Genomic DNA, 13,825 nt, shown 5'->3' on the forward strand with positions numbered 1-13,825 from the left:
CAAAGAAAGGGGGAAGGACGTATTCGAAGGAATTTTTAAAATTGAACAAAAACCGCAAGTTGGGTCTTGATCAAATCTATCCTCACAAATTATTTACATCCAAAACACGCTTATACAATTATCGTTTGTAGTTAGGGATGTTGTCAAATCGATAATAAAAGTAATCTTTTACGTCTCTTTGTATAAGGAGTTTTGTATAGATAGTATGGGATAATGTACGTTTGGTTCCTGTTGTCGTACTACTTGATGCGCCGCAGCTTTTCGGGATATCCTTTTTTGGAAGAATGCCCTTCCAGTCTGCCAATCTGCTCGTATTTACCCTGCTTGTCCTGTACTCCACCATGCAGCACATTCTCCAGAATCGCATGTTCTCCTTGTCCTGGGTAACGAAAAAGGCTCTTTGAAGGTGAGTCTTGTATAGATGGGCAAAGGCGATTTAGGCTTTGTCCATAACATAAAAGCTTCTGATATGGGTTGTATTCTTTCGGCAATTGGGATGCCTTCCAAACGCTAATATTCATGTCGGGACAAACGGAACGTCATATAAGGCCGATGAAAGAGATGATAGAACATGAAGGGTTTTCCTCGGATAGGAAATAATCCTATTCCTAAGTTTTGAGAGGCAGCACGACGTCCTCTTTGGAAGAGCTATTTAATTGAAATGTCATTTTTAAAAAACCAAGGCTTCCCTATGACTCCTCTAACTCCAACTTCTCCGCAAAATACGCACAGAAATCCTTCATCGTAGCGGTCATCTTTTCATCTTGGGTCGCCTTCATAAAGGTATCGGAAAGGGATACCAAAGTCTGGTGAAAGAAAATTTTCATTTCTTCTACAGGCATATCCTTCGTCCACAAATCGATTTTTAGCGATTCTTGGTTCTTGCTGTCCCAGACCGAAAGCAGCATCGCTTTGGCCTCTTCGTTGTCGATACCGCCATCTTGGGCAGACCACTTGAGCTTTTCGGGAACCCTGTTTTCATCCAGGCCTACCGTTAAAGTTATTTCCGAGGTATGTAGTTTTGCCATTTTATTTTTTTGGTTTGTAGTTCGATTTTTTAAATATTTCTTCCGCAGAAACGGGTAGCATTTGCTGCAGGGTCATACCGTTCTTTTCCATAAATGCCCTAACGATCTGCCATCCTATAAAACGACCGACGCGGCCGGGGGATGCATTGTCGAGCTCGAGTCCGAATTTCGAAAACGGCGCGGGATCCAAAAAGCGTTGGGCCAATTTAGTATCGGTGCTGTACAAGTATTCGCTCTCAATAAAGTTACGCCAAATCTGCTCTTCGTTGGCCTCGGCCCAAGCCAATTGTTCTTCGGAATAGTTTATTTTTTGCGCGTCGGTTATAAAAGGGACCAGTTTATCCTTGGCAACCAATTCTTTACCGTAGTAGACCATTTGAGCTAGAAAACTACGGTCTTTAGGTTTGGGAACCACCTGTTTTGCGAAAGCATTCGCCACATCGCTTACCAAATACTGTTTGTCCAATCCCGCCGCAATATATTTTGGGAAGTTTTCGTAGAATTTGTGTTCCGGCCCCAAATAATTGTCAAGTCCGATCAATAGCAAACTATCGGTCATAATTATTCGACTGTTGTATCTAACATCCGAGGTTACCGTAACTACCTTGGGCAAAACGTAGTCGGGAAAATAATATTTGATGTGTTTAAAGAGGAGGATTAGATCATCCCTTTCTTCCGAGAAATCGGAGAAGGTAGCACCAACCTCGGATAAAAGCTCGACTTGAAGACTATCTTGCAACTTAGCGACCCAAACGCTGTCGGTGTATTGTGCAGGAAATAAATAGGGATATGCCTTTTTGAGCACGGGAATATCCAAAGGTTTGGCTTTTGCGAATTCACGATCAAACCTGGCGACATCTAAATCGACTTCAATCGTATCGATTTCCTTTTCGACTTTATCGCTATCGCTACAGCTTATATAACAGACAGAAATTATCAATATGATAAAAATCCTCTTAGCGTTGTAAAGTAATTCCCTATACATTTTATAATTTACGGTCAAGGCGTTATTTTTAGCCTACAAAGTTAATCGATCTAGACAAAAAGAAAGGGGTATGCAAACAGAAAAGGTAACGGCACATATTGTAGACTGGCTAAGGGATTATGCCGAAAAGGCAAAAATGAAAGGCTTCGTCATAGGGGTTTCAGGAGGTATCGATTCAGCGGTCACCTCTACCCTGTGCGCTAAAACCGGACTGGAACTGCTCGTTCTGGAAATGCCGATACACCAGGCCGAAAGTCAAGTAAGCCGCGCTTCTAAGCATATTGAATGGTTGCAGGAAAATTTTGACAGTGTAAAAAGACTGCCCATCGACCTCACCCCTGTCTTCGATAGTCTCGTCAATACGTTGCCGCCGGTAGCGAACGAAGAAGAGCGATTTATGTCGTTGGCCAATACCCGTGCACGGCTTCGTATGACAACGCTGTATTATTTTGCTGCCTTAGATTCACTTTTGGTAGCCGGAACCGGAAATAAGGTAGAGGATTTCGGAGTGGGATTTTACACCAAATACGGCGATGGTGGGGTAGATTTGAGCCCTATTGCCGATTTGTTGAAAACCGAGGTATACGAAATTGCGAGGTTCCTGAAAATTAACGAGGAAATACTAAAGGCTGCTCCTACAGACGGACTTTGGGGCGATGACAGAACCGACGAGGACCAGATCGGCGCCTCCTATCCGGAATTGGAATGGGCCATGAAAATGGCAGATAAAGGAAAAAGCGCAAATGATTTTGCAGGAAGGGAAAAGGAAGTATTCCGTATCTTTAAGAAATTCAATTCAGCTAACCGACATAAGATGATTCCGATACCCGTATGTGAGATTCCGAAAGTGTTAAAATAGTAATTTGACCTAAAAGCGTGTAATCTAATCGAATAAAATTACGAATATGCTGGTTTTCAAGAAAAATAAATCACTTTTGTTAAACAACTTAGATTTTAAAGCCTTACATTGCATGTCAGTATTTTTACACGTGCTACCAGTGTTTTTTATCTAGATAAAAACTTTCAAAAATGATTAAAGTAGTAATTGCCGACAACCACCCCATCATTCGTATGGGTGTTACCAAAGTTTTGGAAGACGCCAATGGATTCGAAGTTATCGAAGCTGTAGCTACCACTTCCGAACTTTTCGAAAAATTAGAAAACGTTAGTCCCGACGTCTTAATGCTGGAAATGGACATTCCCGAAATCAACGGTATTGCCACGTTGCGGAAAATCAAGAAGGAATATCCCGAAATCAAAGTCCTAATGTATAGTGGACAATCAGAGGATGTTTACGCCTTGAGCACAATCAGGGCCGGTGCTTTTGGTTATCTCTCAAAAGCTTCGGACATCGATTACATCATCTCGGCCGTAAGAAAAGTTAGCGAAGGCAACATGTTCATTACCAATGAACTTGCGCAACGTTTGGCTTTTGACGAAGGTACGCAGAAACCACGAAGATTCTTTAGAAAGCTTTCCACCCGAGAGGTAGAAGTTTTGAAATTGTTAGCCAGTGGCAAACGCAATAAAGATGTGGCCATCGGTTTGAATCTCAACGAAAAAACCGTTAGCACTTACAAGGCACGCCTAATGAAAAAACTGAACGTTGACAATATGGTCGACCTTTTGCAGCAGGCGAAGGCATTGGAACTTTATTAAAAATTTCTTTTTAAAAGCACAAACCCCAAAGGCTATGATACCCTTGGGGTTTTTGCTTTTTAGGGGGCAATTCGAGCATTACGCGATACGCGTTTCATCAGTCAAAACAGATAGGGCGTTTGACGTAAAGTGATATGTGGATTGCCCGAAAAGTAAAATTGTTGATAAAACCCTTTGCGACCATTCCGTTTTTACCTATTCTATAAAGGTACATCGCTTCAAGACAACACCCGATTCAACTTCTTGTTCAAGAGCTTGTTGAGGTTCAGATAATTCATAATTTCCTCCAAGGTCTCGCGGTGGTCCTCGGCGCTTTCTTGCGTATCGCTTTGAAGGGCCAGCATTCTTTTCTTGATCAAAAAACAGCGTAGGGTCAAAATGGTCTCGCTGACCAATTGTGCCACACCGGCCTCCTTCTCTTTCGGATAGATGTCTTTCCGCTCCCAATTATGCAGGACATACTTTTCTTCTTCCATCAAAATGGAAGAAATTTCCGATACCATTTTCTGATCTAAATCTGACAGGAAAGTATTGATGGAAAAATCATCGTTCTCATTGAGCGCTTCGATTAATTTGTAATAGATATCCCTAAAATGCTCATTGGCAAGCTCGATTTCATCTTCCTGAAGATCTAGGTATATTTTCTCGTAAACCTTGGCATCCAAAGACAGCGGTTCTAAAATCAAATCTCCGGCATCATTTTCTTTCAACACCAAGTCTTCGAATTTTTGTTCCTCATTGCCGTAAAGCAAAAGTATTTCTATGATTTTACGTTCGAGTTCATATTGCACATCGACTTTTTCAACAGTAGTTTCATTCTTCACCACGTCGAAGGCCTTCTGCTCTTGTTGCGCTTTTTTGGCTGTATCGGTTGCATCCTTCATATTGATCTGCGCCAATGTGCTGAACAGAACACCCTCGGAAACGTTCATAATATGTGCACATTCTTGAATATAGATTTCCCGTTTGATAGGGTCGGGAATCTTAGCGATGCTGTTCACGATATCACGCACCGTTTCCGCGCGTTTTATAGGGTCATTGGCAGCCTCTTCGGCCAAGAGGTTGGCCTTGAACTGAATAAAATCCTTCGCATTGTCGGCGAGATATTTCTGTACTTCCTCTAGTTCGTTATTTTTTGCGAAACTATCGGGATCCTCTCCTTCTGGAAACGTACAGACCTTTACGTTCATGCCCTGTTCCAAAATCAGGTCGATACCTCGAACGGATGCGCGAAGACCCGCGGCGTCACCATCGAACAAGACCGTAATATTTTTGGTAAGTCGATTGATCAACCGAATTTGTTCGGGGGTTAATGCCGTACCACTGGAGGATACTACGTTTTCTATACCTCTTTGATAAAATTGAATGACATCGGTATACCCTTCCACCAAATAGCAATTGTCTTCTTTGGCAATAGCTTGTTTGGCGAAAAAGATACCGTACAGCACCTTGCTTTTGTGATAGATATCGCTTTCGGGGGAATTCAGGTATTTCGCCGCCTTTTTATCGATTTTGAGGATGCGCCCTCCAAAGCCCAACACCCTGCCGCTCATGGAATGTATCGGGAACATCACCCGGCCCTTGAAACGATCGAACGTTCTGGGATTGTTCGGATTTTGAGAATCTTCCTTGACAATGGTAAGTCCCGTTTTGTCGAGATAATTAAGTTGATATCCTTTATGTAGTGCCGCTGTGGTGAAGCCGTCCCATTGATCGAGACAGTAGCCGAGTCCGAATTTTTTGATGGTTTCGTCGGTAAAACCGCGTTCCCTGAAATAGCTCAGGCCGATGGCCTTACCTAGTTCGGTATCCCATAGCATTTCCGAAAAATGGTTGCGGGCGAATTCGGATACCAAGTACATACTCTCGCGTTCGTTGGCTTCCTGTTTTTGCTCATCGGTACGCTCCGTTTCCTCGACTTCTATATTGTATTTTTTTGCCACATATTTGATGGCCTCGGGGTAGGTAAAATGCTCGTGTTCCATTAAAAAGGCAATGACGTTTCCACCTTTGCCACTACTGAAATCTTTCCAGATCTGCTTTACCGGTGATACCATAAAACTCGGTGAGCGCTCATCCGTAAATGGACTTAAGCCTTTAAAGTTTGCCCCTGACTTTTTCAATTGCACAAAATCCCCGATTACCTCCTCTAAACGGGCGGTTTCGTACACTTGGTCTATGGTGGTTTTTGAAATCAAAACAATTGATTTAAAATAAAAATAGAGCCTAAAGGTAAGGCTCTATTTTCATTTTTATAGGAGTGATAAGATTAACTGAACTATTTAACAGCCACCCTCCAAAGAATTCCATTATCATCATCATTGACCAACAATGAGCCATCGGGCGCGATTGTGACCCCAACCGGTCGACCGTAGACGTCTCCAGCCTCTTCATCGGCAATAAAACCGGTCAGAAAATCCTGGGGCTTTTCGGGTTTTCCGTTTTCGAAGGGAACAAACATTACCCTATATCCTGCGAACTCCGCCCGATTCCAAGAACCGTGCTGACCGACAAAGGCTCCGTTTTTAAACTTGGCGGGGAATTGATCGGCCGTATAGAACGCAAGTCCCAGCGATGCGGTGTGACTGCCCATCGGCACATCGGGTACGATGGCCTTATCGACCAGATCTTGGTGGGGATCTTCTTCCCAACGTGGGTCGTTGATGTTGCCATAATAGCTATAGGGCCAGCCGTACCACCCACCCTTTTTGACGCTAGTGATATAATCGGGAACCAAATTATTACCCAAGTTATCGCGTTCGTTAACGGCCGTCCAAAGGTCTCCGGTAATCGGGTTCCAGTCCATTCCAACGGGATTTCTGAGTCCGTTGGCGTAAACTATTTCGCCGCTACCATCGGGATTCACTTCCAGAATATTGGCACGGCGCTCTTCCTTTTCCATACCTTGATCGCCTACGTTGCTGGCCGATCCGACGGAGATATAGATTTTGTTACGGTCTTTGTTGGTGATGATATTCCGCGTCCAATGATTGTTGTAGCCACTCGCCGAAAGTTCAACGATTTTTTCGCCTTCCCCCTCCAGTTTGTTCTGTCCCTCTTTATAGGGATATCGGTAAAGCCCATCCGTATTGGCCACATAGAAATAGTTATCCAAAACCAACATCCCGAAATTTTGGTACAAGCCTTCGCGGAAAATATGTCGCTCGTCGACTTGCCCGTCGTTATCGGTATCCCTAAGCAAGGTAATGCGGTCCGCACTATTTCTGGTGTTCGCCTCCGCTACAAAAATATCGTTGTTGGGTGCGATATACGTCCACCTTGGGTGTTCCAGTTCATCCGCAAATCTTGTAACCGTAAAACCATCCGGAGCTACCGGAGTTTTATCATCAGGCCATCCGACAACGTCACTATTTTTAGAAACCAATTCCGAAGAAAAGGGAGCCACCAATTCTAATGGGCCGATAGCGGTTTCCACCGTCGTTGGTCCGTTGTCCGCCAAATCTTCCTTTGTATCCTCGGAGACATTTTTTTCATTTTTACACCCGAAGACAAGACCGGTAAAAACCAATATATAAAGTACTTTTTTCATGTTTTTTGTTTTAAGGGAAGATAATTCATACGCATGCATGTAAAAAGACATTCATCTTCTTTAATATTAGTTTAACAAGTATTTGTAATAGTTTTTATTTAAATTAGAACACGATGATTCTCTTCTTAGGCACCCGTTCCGGCAAAACAGAAATCGAGCAGCTTTACGGTTGCTCTTGCCCCTTTTGTGAACAAGTAGGCACACTGACCGTATCAAAAACCACTATTTGGTTTCACCTATTCTGGATTAAACTATTTCGAATATCCTCGAATACCGTTTCTGAATGTTCACATTGTAAGCGGGTTTATTATCAAGAAGATTTTACCGAGCCGATGCAAAAAGCTATTGAGGCACATTAATTAAGATCGAACCTTAACCCCAAGGAAATGTTGTGTTGTTCGACCGTAGCGTCTTGAAAAATGGGGTTCAGGTCGTATTTCACATACAATAGAATACTATCGAATCCCGCATAGGCACTCAGACCATAGACCAAATTAGTGGTATTGTAATCCCGTTTCAGTTTATCTTTAACGTTGTCGCCATCGATTTCATACTTCAACTTTTGGCGTGTGCCCAAGTTAAATCCGCCATAGGCTCCGATACCGAAACGGAACTGGTTATCGATAAAATAGCGGATAGTATCATCGTTTTGTCTTAGTTTTGAGGGGCCAAATTCAAAATGTACCGGGAAGACCAGATTATCCATGCGGAGTTTTGATTTTTTAAGGTCGAACGCAAATTCCTCGAGTTCGGGTTGGCCATCATTGACTACAAAGTATTGATTTCCTTGCGGTTTTAACCCGTTGAACTGAAATGATGCCCCATAATGCAGTCGCAAGGCATTGGAATTTTTGAATATCCTGGTATTCCAGGCCCATCCTATTTCAAAAAACCGGCTACCGCCAATTTTATAGGGCGAGTCGTTAAGGGATTGCCCTTCAATAATGGCATTGTTCAGGCCAAAGGCGATAATGGGATCCCCGTAGGTCCGTCGATCATAGATTTCCTTTTTCTGGTTTCCCAAATTGTATTTGATTCCGAAAAGTACGTCACCCTCACTGTCATCGGCACCAAAACCGATTTCAATACTATTGATGTCGGTATTCAGGTCTACAGCTCCCTTTCGTTTTACCAATTCAATGGTATTCTCTAAAATGGCTACTTTGTTCCCGATATTTTTGGCTCGTTTTTTGGCCGCCTCCGTTTTGAGTTCCTGTGATTTTTCTTTGGATATTTCACCGTTGTCAAGACGTTTATTTATCATTTCCACCTCGTTTTTCAGGGCTTCGCGTTCGACATGGGCAACGGTCTCCTTTTTGCGCTCTAACTGCTCTACCTTGTATTTTAAGGTCTCGTCGTCTTGTGCCAGAAGTTGTTGTGAAAACAATGAAACGAATACAAATACTAAATACGTGATACTAGTTCTCATGACTTTTTGATTTTGAAAGTCCCCCACCCAGCCTCCCTCGAATGGGGAGGAGTTCTTATTGGACTTGATTAATGATTGATGATGAACGGTAATGATTGATTGATGAATAAACTCCTCCCTGCGCCCTTTCGTGGATTGCACCGGGAAAAATGGGATGATTTCCGATTTTGGATTATTGATTGCGGTCTGCGACGGCAGTTCTGATTTTTAAGAAACCGTCTTTCAAGGCGTCAAAAATCTGATCTCGGAACGAGCGGTCAATTTCGTTTTCTACATCTGCCAAAAGTGCCATGGCGTCTACCGATTTGTCACTTCTAAAAATTTTATCTTTCAATATTTGCCGTTGCGCGCCCCGTAAAAGAGAATCAATTTCTGCATCGGTTACGGTACTGTTCTCCGTTTCCAATTGCTCGACTTGTGCGACAACTTCGGCTATCTTGGTTTCTATAAGTGCTTCGGACGTGTTAAATCGAACAACTACTTTTTCCATTTTTGTTTCCTCTGCCTTTGAACTGGCCAAAGCATCCTCCATGCGTTTATTCGCATTGCCTTTGCTAGTATTTGGGATGGACTTTTCTTCCTGAACTTGGCTTTCTACGACTACCGGATTTGCCTTTGCTTTTTCCACCTCGTTCATCTCGGGGTTTGTAGTTACTGGAACAGCATCCATTTTAGAATTGGTTATTTCGGTTTCCGGAATACTAGTTGTTTCGTCCCGTGTAAAATAGAGGACAGCAACGAACAAAATCCCGATAAATCCGGCGGCAATGCCATACCATCGAAATGGAATGGATTTCGCTTTCCCGGAATCTTCCAATTGCTGCGAAATTCTATCCCAAGCCGCCTTGGAAGGCTTTATCTCCCGTTTCTGCAACTGCTCTTTTAACTGTTTTTCAAATTTATTCCGTCCCATATCCTATCCTATTTTGTTGCTTTAATTTCTCCTGTAACACCCGTCGCGCCTTGAACAACTGCGATTTTGAGGTGCTTTCCGAGATATCCAGCATTTCCGCGATTTCTTGATGTTTGTACCCTTCTATGGCATGTAGCACAAAAACGGCGCGATATCCATCCGGAAGGGAATCGATCAGGGATTGAATGTGCTCCGTGTCCCAATCGAACGAATCCATCGGGGTTTGCGGATGTGCCTGTTCCATCACCGTTTCGTCGTACACTACGAACTGGTTTTTGCGTAAATGCGAAATACTTTCCCGAACCATGATTTGCCGTATCCATCCCTCGAAACTGCCCTCATGCCGGAAGGCTTTTAGGTTTTTAAAGACTTTTACAAAACCCGATACCATGACGTCTTCGGCAAAATGTAAATCTTTGATATACCGTCTACATACGCCCAGCATTTTTGGTGCATACTTTTCGTATAAACGCCGCTGCGCATCCCGATTACCGGAGGCCGATTTTTTGATCAGCTGCTTTTCGGTTTTGTAGAAGGGTATGATTTTCAAAGCTCTTTAGTTGTCTCCTATTTGTATAGACGCGGCGAGATATGAAATAGTTGCCTAGAAGGTTGGCTTTTTATTATTTTACAGGATATTGACCTTATTTCTTCCGATCAACTACATAGCTGACCATCAATTCCAAGGCGCTTTTGTATTCAGAAGGTGGATAAGCAGCCAATAACGCCAATGCTTCTTCCTTAAAGGTTAGCATTTTCTGCACCGCATAATCCAATCCACCGTGATCACGGACGAATGTGATGACTTCCTTTACCCGTTTTTTGTCCTTATTATGATTCTTTACGGAATTGATAAGCCACTTTTTTTCGGATGCAGAGCAGTTGTTCAGCACATAAATTAACGGAAGGGTCATTTTCTGCTCTTTAATATCAATACCGGTGGGCTTTCCAATCTTTTTGGCACCATAATCGAACAGGTCGTCCTTGATTTGAAAGGCCATTCCGCAGAGTTCCCCAAATTTGCGGAAGGTTTCCACATCGGGAGATTCCGGTTTTACGGAACAGGCGCCGAGGCTACAGCAAGCAGCGATCAAGGTGGCCGTTTTTTGGCGAATAATGTCGTAATAGACTTCTTCGGTGATATCCAAACGCCTGGCCTTTTCAATCTGTAGCAGCTCGCCCTCGCTCATTTCACGAACGGCCACTGATATAATGCGCAGTAAATCGAAATCCGCATTGTCGATGGATAACAATAGTCCCTTCGACAGTAGATAATCCCCCACCAAGACAGCAATTTTGTTTTTCCAGAGGGCATTGATGGAGAAGAAACCACGGCGTTTATTACTTTCGTCAACCACATCGTCATGGACCAAAGTTGCGGTGTGAATCAGTTCGATGACCGATGCCCCGCGATACGTGCGCTCGTTGACCGCCCCATCGTTCAACAATTTAGCGGTCAAAAAAACGAACATAGGGCGCATTTGCTTGCCCTTACGGTTCACGATGTAGTAGGTAATCCGATTTAATAGTGCCACTTGAGACGACATAGCATCCCTGAACTTCGTTTCGAAAAGTTCCATCTCCTGCTCGACAGGCTGCTTTATCTGGGATACTATTTTCAAGTGTTAAGGTCTATCTGATTCAAATTTCTAAAAATAGGGAAAATGCAGGGATAAAAAGATACGAGGTTCGAAATACGAAAGTTGTAGTTTTAAATACAGGGTAAAAGCGATGAAGTTGAAAATTGCATACCGCAACAACTACTGCCTACTTTTTATTCGCCAATTGCCCGCAAGCCGCATCGATATCCTTTCCCCTTGAACGGCGAACCGTCACGATGATACCGTTGCGCTCTAACGTATTTACATACATATCCAAGGCCTTATTAGTTGCTTGGCGAAATTCCCCATCGTCGATGGGATTGTATTCTATCAAATTCACCTTCGAAGGCGCGAACTTGCAGAATTCGACCAAGGCATCCACATCGTTTTGCGTATCGTTGATGCCCTGCCATACCACGTACTCGTATGTAATTCGACTTTGGGTTTTAGTATACCAGTGTTCCAGGGCTTCACGCAGGTCGGCCAGCGTGAAGGTAGCGTTAAAGGGCATTATAGAGGTACGGATTTCATCGATGGCGGAATGCAAGGAGACCGCCAGCTTGAACTTCACCTGGTCATCCGCCATTTTTTTTATCATCTTGGGCACCCCGCTCGTGGAAACCGTGATGCGCTTGGGCGACATGCCCAATCCTTCTGGCGAGGTGATTTTATCGATGGCCTTTAATACGTTGTTGTAGTTCATCAGAGGCTCGCCCATTCCCATAAAAACAATATTGCTTAAGGGTCGGTCGAAGTATAGCCGACTTTCGTTATCGATGGCGACCACTTGATCATAAATTTCATCGGGATTTAGGTTCCGCATGCGTTTCAATCGGGAGGTGGCGCAGAAAAGGCAATCTAAACTACAGCCTACTTGGCTCGAAACACAGGCCGTTGTTCTCGTTTTCGTGGGAATAAGTACGGACTCCACAATCAGATCATCATGTAGGCGAACTGCATTTTTTATAGTGCCGTCATTACTGCGCTGCATCTGATCGACCTTGATATGGTTGATGACAAAATTGGCATCGAGCATATCCCGTGTATCTTTCGAAAGATTGGTCATGCCTTCGAACGAGTGTGCGGATTTCTGCCAGAGCCATTCATATACCTGAGTGCCCCGAAAGGCCATATCGCCCTCTGATACAAAGAAATCGCGAAGCTGTTCTTTGGTAAGGGCCCGGATGTCTTTTTTTTTGGTTTGGTTCACCATATTTTCAAAGATAGAGAATCAAAAAATCCCGTTTACCATTTTTATGGTTAAAACGGGATTTTAAAAGTATTTGCGATTTTCTTGCCTCGACCTCGACTACACTCAATAATCGAAAAAGAAATACCAAAGGACTACTGGCATCGTTTCAATGAGAATTAGTAGCGGGATTGATATTCTCGCTTAAGCGGGAGTGACAAGAAAATAATTTAGATAATTAACATCGCATCACCGTACGAATAGAATTTATACTGCTCTAAAATAGCTTCTTTATAGGCTCTTTTCATCAGGTCGTGCCCCATGAAGGCCGATACCATCATTAAAAGTGTCGATTTAGGCAAATGAAAGTTGGTAACCATTGCGTCGGCAATACTGAACTCGTAGGGCGGAAAGATGAATTTGTTGGTCCAACCGTCATGTGTATTCAGTAAATGATCCGAAGAAACGGCACTTTCCAGTCCACGCATGGCGGTAGTACCTATGGCACATATTCTTTTCTTTTTAGCTTTCGCCCTGTTCACGATATCGGTCGCTTTTTCGTCGATAATGAGCTCCTCGCTATCCATTTTATGTTTTGACAAATCTTCGACCTCAACGGGGTTGAAAGTACCCAGACCTACATGCAAAGTGACCTCGGCAAAATCGATACCCTTGATTTCCAAACGTTTCAATAGGTGCTTTGAAAAATGGAGTCCGGCTGTAGGTGCTGCAACGGCCCCTTCATGCTTGGCATAAATGGTTTGGTACCGTGTCTCATCTTCAGGCTCAACATCCCTTTTAATATATTTCGGAAGTGGTGTTTGGCCCAAGTCACGTAATTTTCTTCTAAAGTCAATATACGACCCATCGTAAAGAAAACGTAAGGTTCTCCCTCTTGAAGTGGTATTGTCGATAACCTCTGCCACCAGATCTTCATCGTCACCGAAATACAGCTTGTTTCCGATACGGATTTTCCGGGCTGGATCGACCAGAACATCCCAAAGGCGCTGCTCTTCGTTGAGTTCACGCAATAAGAATACCTCGATCCTCGCTCCGGTCTTTTCTTTATTACCATACAAACGCGCCGGGAACACTTTGGTATTGTTCAAGACCATCACGTCGTCTTCTTCAAAATAATCGATCATGTCCTTGAACATTTTATGCTCGATTTTTCCGGTTTCCCGATGAACGACCATCAGTTTTGATTCGTCCCGGTTCTCAGCGGGATATTCGGCCAGCAAATTATCGGGCAATTCAAAATTGAAATGCGATAATTTCATCTTCTGGTACTTATTCGGTTTTATAGGCATAGTTCGTATTTCTTGGATATATGATGTTTGCGTACTATTTTTTGCGGCTGCAAATATACGACCCGCAGATAGGGGATGTCAAGTAAAAGGATGAATATATTATGGTTCTATTGGAAATGGTCCGTTACAAGGAACTTCAAGTCCTATAATTTATCGACCCA

Annotated in this window: 13 protein-coding genes; 3 read left to right on the forward strand and 10 right to left on the reverse strand. The window is 43.3% G+C overall.

All coding sequences use genetic code 11. The annotated features are described in order from the left end of the window. Positions 1 to 689 precede the first annotated feature (689 nt). Positions 690 to 1,028, reverse strand: a complete 339-nt coding sequence (gldC, locus tag BLT07_RS16580) for a gliding motility protein GldC (RefSeq protein ID WP_091871908.1) — start codon at positions 1,026 to 1,028, stop codon at positions 690 to 692. A 1-nt stretch (position 1,029) separates the two neighbouring features. Beyond that, complete coding sequence (gldB, locus tag BLT07_RS16585) at positions 1,030 to 2,013, reverse strand: gliding motility lipoprotein GldB (RefSeq protein ID WP_091871912.1); 984 nt, start codon at positions 2,011 to 2,013, stop codon at positions 1,030 to 1,032. Positions 2,014 to 2,083: 70 nt separating this feature from the next. Here gldB and nadE point away from each other — a divergent pair, with 70 nt between their 5' ends. Together nadE and BLT07_RS16595 are read left to right on the forward strand one after the other, a co-directional pair. Continuing rightward, complete coding sequence (nadE, locus tag BLT07_RS16590) at positions 2,084 to 2,872, forward strand: NAD(+) synthase (RefSeq protein ID WP_091871916.1); 789 nt, start codon at positions 2,084 to 2,086, stop codon at positions 2,870 to 2,872. A 170-nt stretch (positions 2,873 to 3,042) separates the two neighbouring features. Further along, positions 3,043 to 3,672 carry a response regulator gene (locus BLT07_RS16595; RefSeq protein ID WP_091871919.1) on the forward strand — a complete coding sequence of 210 codons (630 nt, stop codon included), beginning with the start codon at positions 3,043 to 3,045 and terminating at the stop codon, positions 3,670 to 3,672. A gap of 218 nt (positions 3,673 to 3,890) precedes the next feature. Here BLT07_RS16595 and dnaG read toward each other — a convergent pair whose 3' ends face one another. Both dnaG and BLT07_RS16605 read right to left on the reverse strand, forming a co-directional pair. After that, on the reverse strand, positions 3,891 to 5,870 hold the full coding sequence (dnaG, locus tag BLT07_RS16600) for a DNA primase (protein ID WP_091871922.1): 1,980 nt from the start codon (positions 5,868 to 5,870) through the stop codon (positions 3,891 to 3,893). Positions 5,871 to 5,950: 80 nt separating this feature from the next. Then, positions 5,951 to 7,222: a PQQ-dependent sugar dehydrogenase gene (locus BLT07_RS16605; protein WP_091872300.1), complete on the reverse strand. Its 1,272-nt coding sequence runs from the start codon at positions 7,220 to 7,222 to the stop codon at positions 5,951 to 5,953. A gap of 113 nt (positions 7,223 to 7,335) precedes the next feature. On the opposite strand from BLT07_RS16605, the gene BLT07_RS16610 reads away from it, so the two are divergent. Next, positions 7,336 to 7,581, forward strand: a complete 246-nt coding sequence (locus BLT07_RS16610) for a zinc-ribbon domain-containing protein (RefSeq protein ID WP_091871926.1) — start codon at positions 7,336 to 7,338, stop codon at positions 7,579 to 7,581. Here BLT07_RS16610 and BLT07_RS16615 read toward each other — a convergent pair. The 6 genes from BLT07_RS16615 to queA form a co-directional block, all read right to left on the reverse strand. Then, complete coding sequence (locus BLT07_RS16615) at positions 7,578 to 8,651, reverse strand: flagellar hook assembly protein FlgD (RefSeq protein WP_091871930.1); 1,074 nt, start codon at positions 8,649 to 8,651, stop codon at positions 7,578 to 7,580. The two genes, BLT07_RS16610 and BLT07_RS16615, sit on opposite strands and share 4 nt — an antisense overlap. A 172-nt stretch (positions 8,652 to 8,823) precedes the next feature. Continuing rightward, a complete protein-coding gene (locus BLT07_RS16620; protein WP_091871935.1) occupies positions 8,824 to 9,564 on the reverse strand; it encodes a hypothetical protein in 741 nt (246 codons plus the stop codon). Beyond that, the gene (locus BLT07_RS16625; protein ID WP_091871940.1) at positions 9,551 to 10,114 is read right to left on the reverse strand and encodes an RNA polymerase sigma factor; all 564 of its coding nucleotides are present in this window, start codon (positions 10,112 to 10,114) and stop codon (positions 9,551 to 9,553) included. The genes BLT07_RS16620 and BLT07_RS16625 overlap by 14 nt, the downstream gene beginning before the upstream one ends. Before the next feature lie 94 nt (positions 10,115 to 10,208). Next, positions 10,209 to 11,186, reverse strand: coding sequence for a polyprenyl synthetase family protein (locus BLT07_RS16630; protein ID WP_091871943.1), 978 nt, complete (start codon positions 11,184 to 11,186; stop codon positions 10,209 to 10,211). A 145-nt stretch (positions 11,187 to 11,331) separates the two neighbouring features. Continuing rightward, complete coding sequence (gene rlmN, locus BLT07_RS16635) at positions 11,332 to 12,378, reverse strand: dual-specificity RNA methyltransferase RlmN (RefSeq protein ID WP_091871946.1); 1,047 nt, start codon at positions 12,376 to 12,378, stop codon at positions 11,332 to 11,334. 206 nt (positions 12,379 to 12,584) lie between these two features. Then, positions 12,585 to 13,634: a tRNA preQ1(34) S-adenosylmethionine ribosyltransferase-isomerase QueA gene (queA, locus tag BLT07_RS16640; protein ID WP_091872305.1), complete on the reverse strand. Its 1,050-nt coding sequence runs from the start codon at positions 13,632 to 13,634 to the stop codon at positions 12,585 to 12,587. Positions 13,635 to 13,825 lie beyond the last annotated feature (191 nt).

Origin of the sequence: Pricia antarctica (assembly GCF_900101815.1) — a bacterium.
Classification (GTDB): Bacteria; Bacteroidota; Bacteroidia; order Flavobacteriales; family Flavobacteriaceae; genus Pricia; species Pricia antarctica.

Coding starts and splice junctions, on each gene's coding strand:
- gldC (WP_091871908.1), bottom strand. CDS start 1,028: ATGGCAAAACTACATACCTCGGAAATAACTTTAACGGTAGGCCTGGAT.
- gldB (WP_091871912.1), bottom strand. CDS start 2,013: ATGTATAGGGAATTACTTTACAACGCTAAGAGGATTTTTATCATATTG.
- nadE (WP_091871916.1), top strand. CDS start 2,084: ATGCAAACAGAAAAGGTAACGGCACATATTGTAGACTGGCTAAGGGAT.
- BLT07_RS16595 (WP_091871919.1), top strand. CDS start 3,043: ATGATTAAAGTAGTAATTGCCGACAACCACCCCATCATTCGTATGGGT.
- BLT07_RS16605 (WP_091872300.1), bottom strand. CDS start 7,222: ATGAAAAAAGTACTTTATATATTGGTTTTTACCGGTCTTGTCTTCGGG.
- BLT07_RS16610 (WP_091871926.1), top strand. CDS start 7,336: ATGATTCTCTTCTTAGGCACCCGTTCCGGCAAAACAGAAATCGAGCAG.
- BLT07_RS16615 (WP_091871930.1), bottom strand. CDS start 8,651: ATGAGAACTAGTATCACGTATTTAGTATTTGTATTCGTTTCATTGTTT.
- BLT07_RS16620 (WP_091871935.1), bottom strand. CDS start 9,564: ATGGGACGGAATAAATTTGAAAAACAGTTAAAAGAGCAGTTGCAGAAA.
- rlmN (WP_091871946.1), bottom strand. CDS start 12,378: ATGGTGAACCAAACCAAAAAAAAAGACATCCGGGCCCTTACCAAAGAA.
- queA (WP_091872305.1), bottom strand. CDS start 13,634: ATGAAATTATCGCATTTCAATTTTGAATTGCCCGATAATTTGCTGGCC.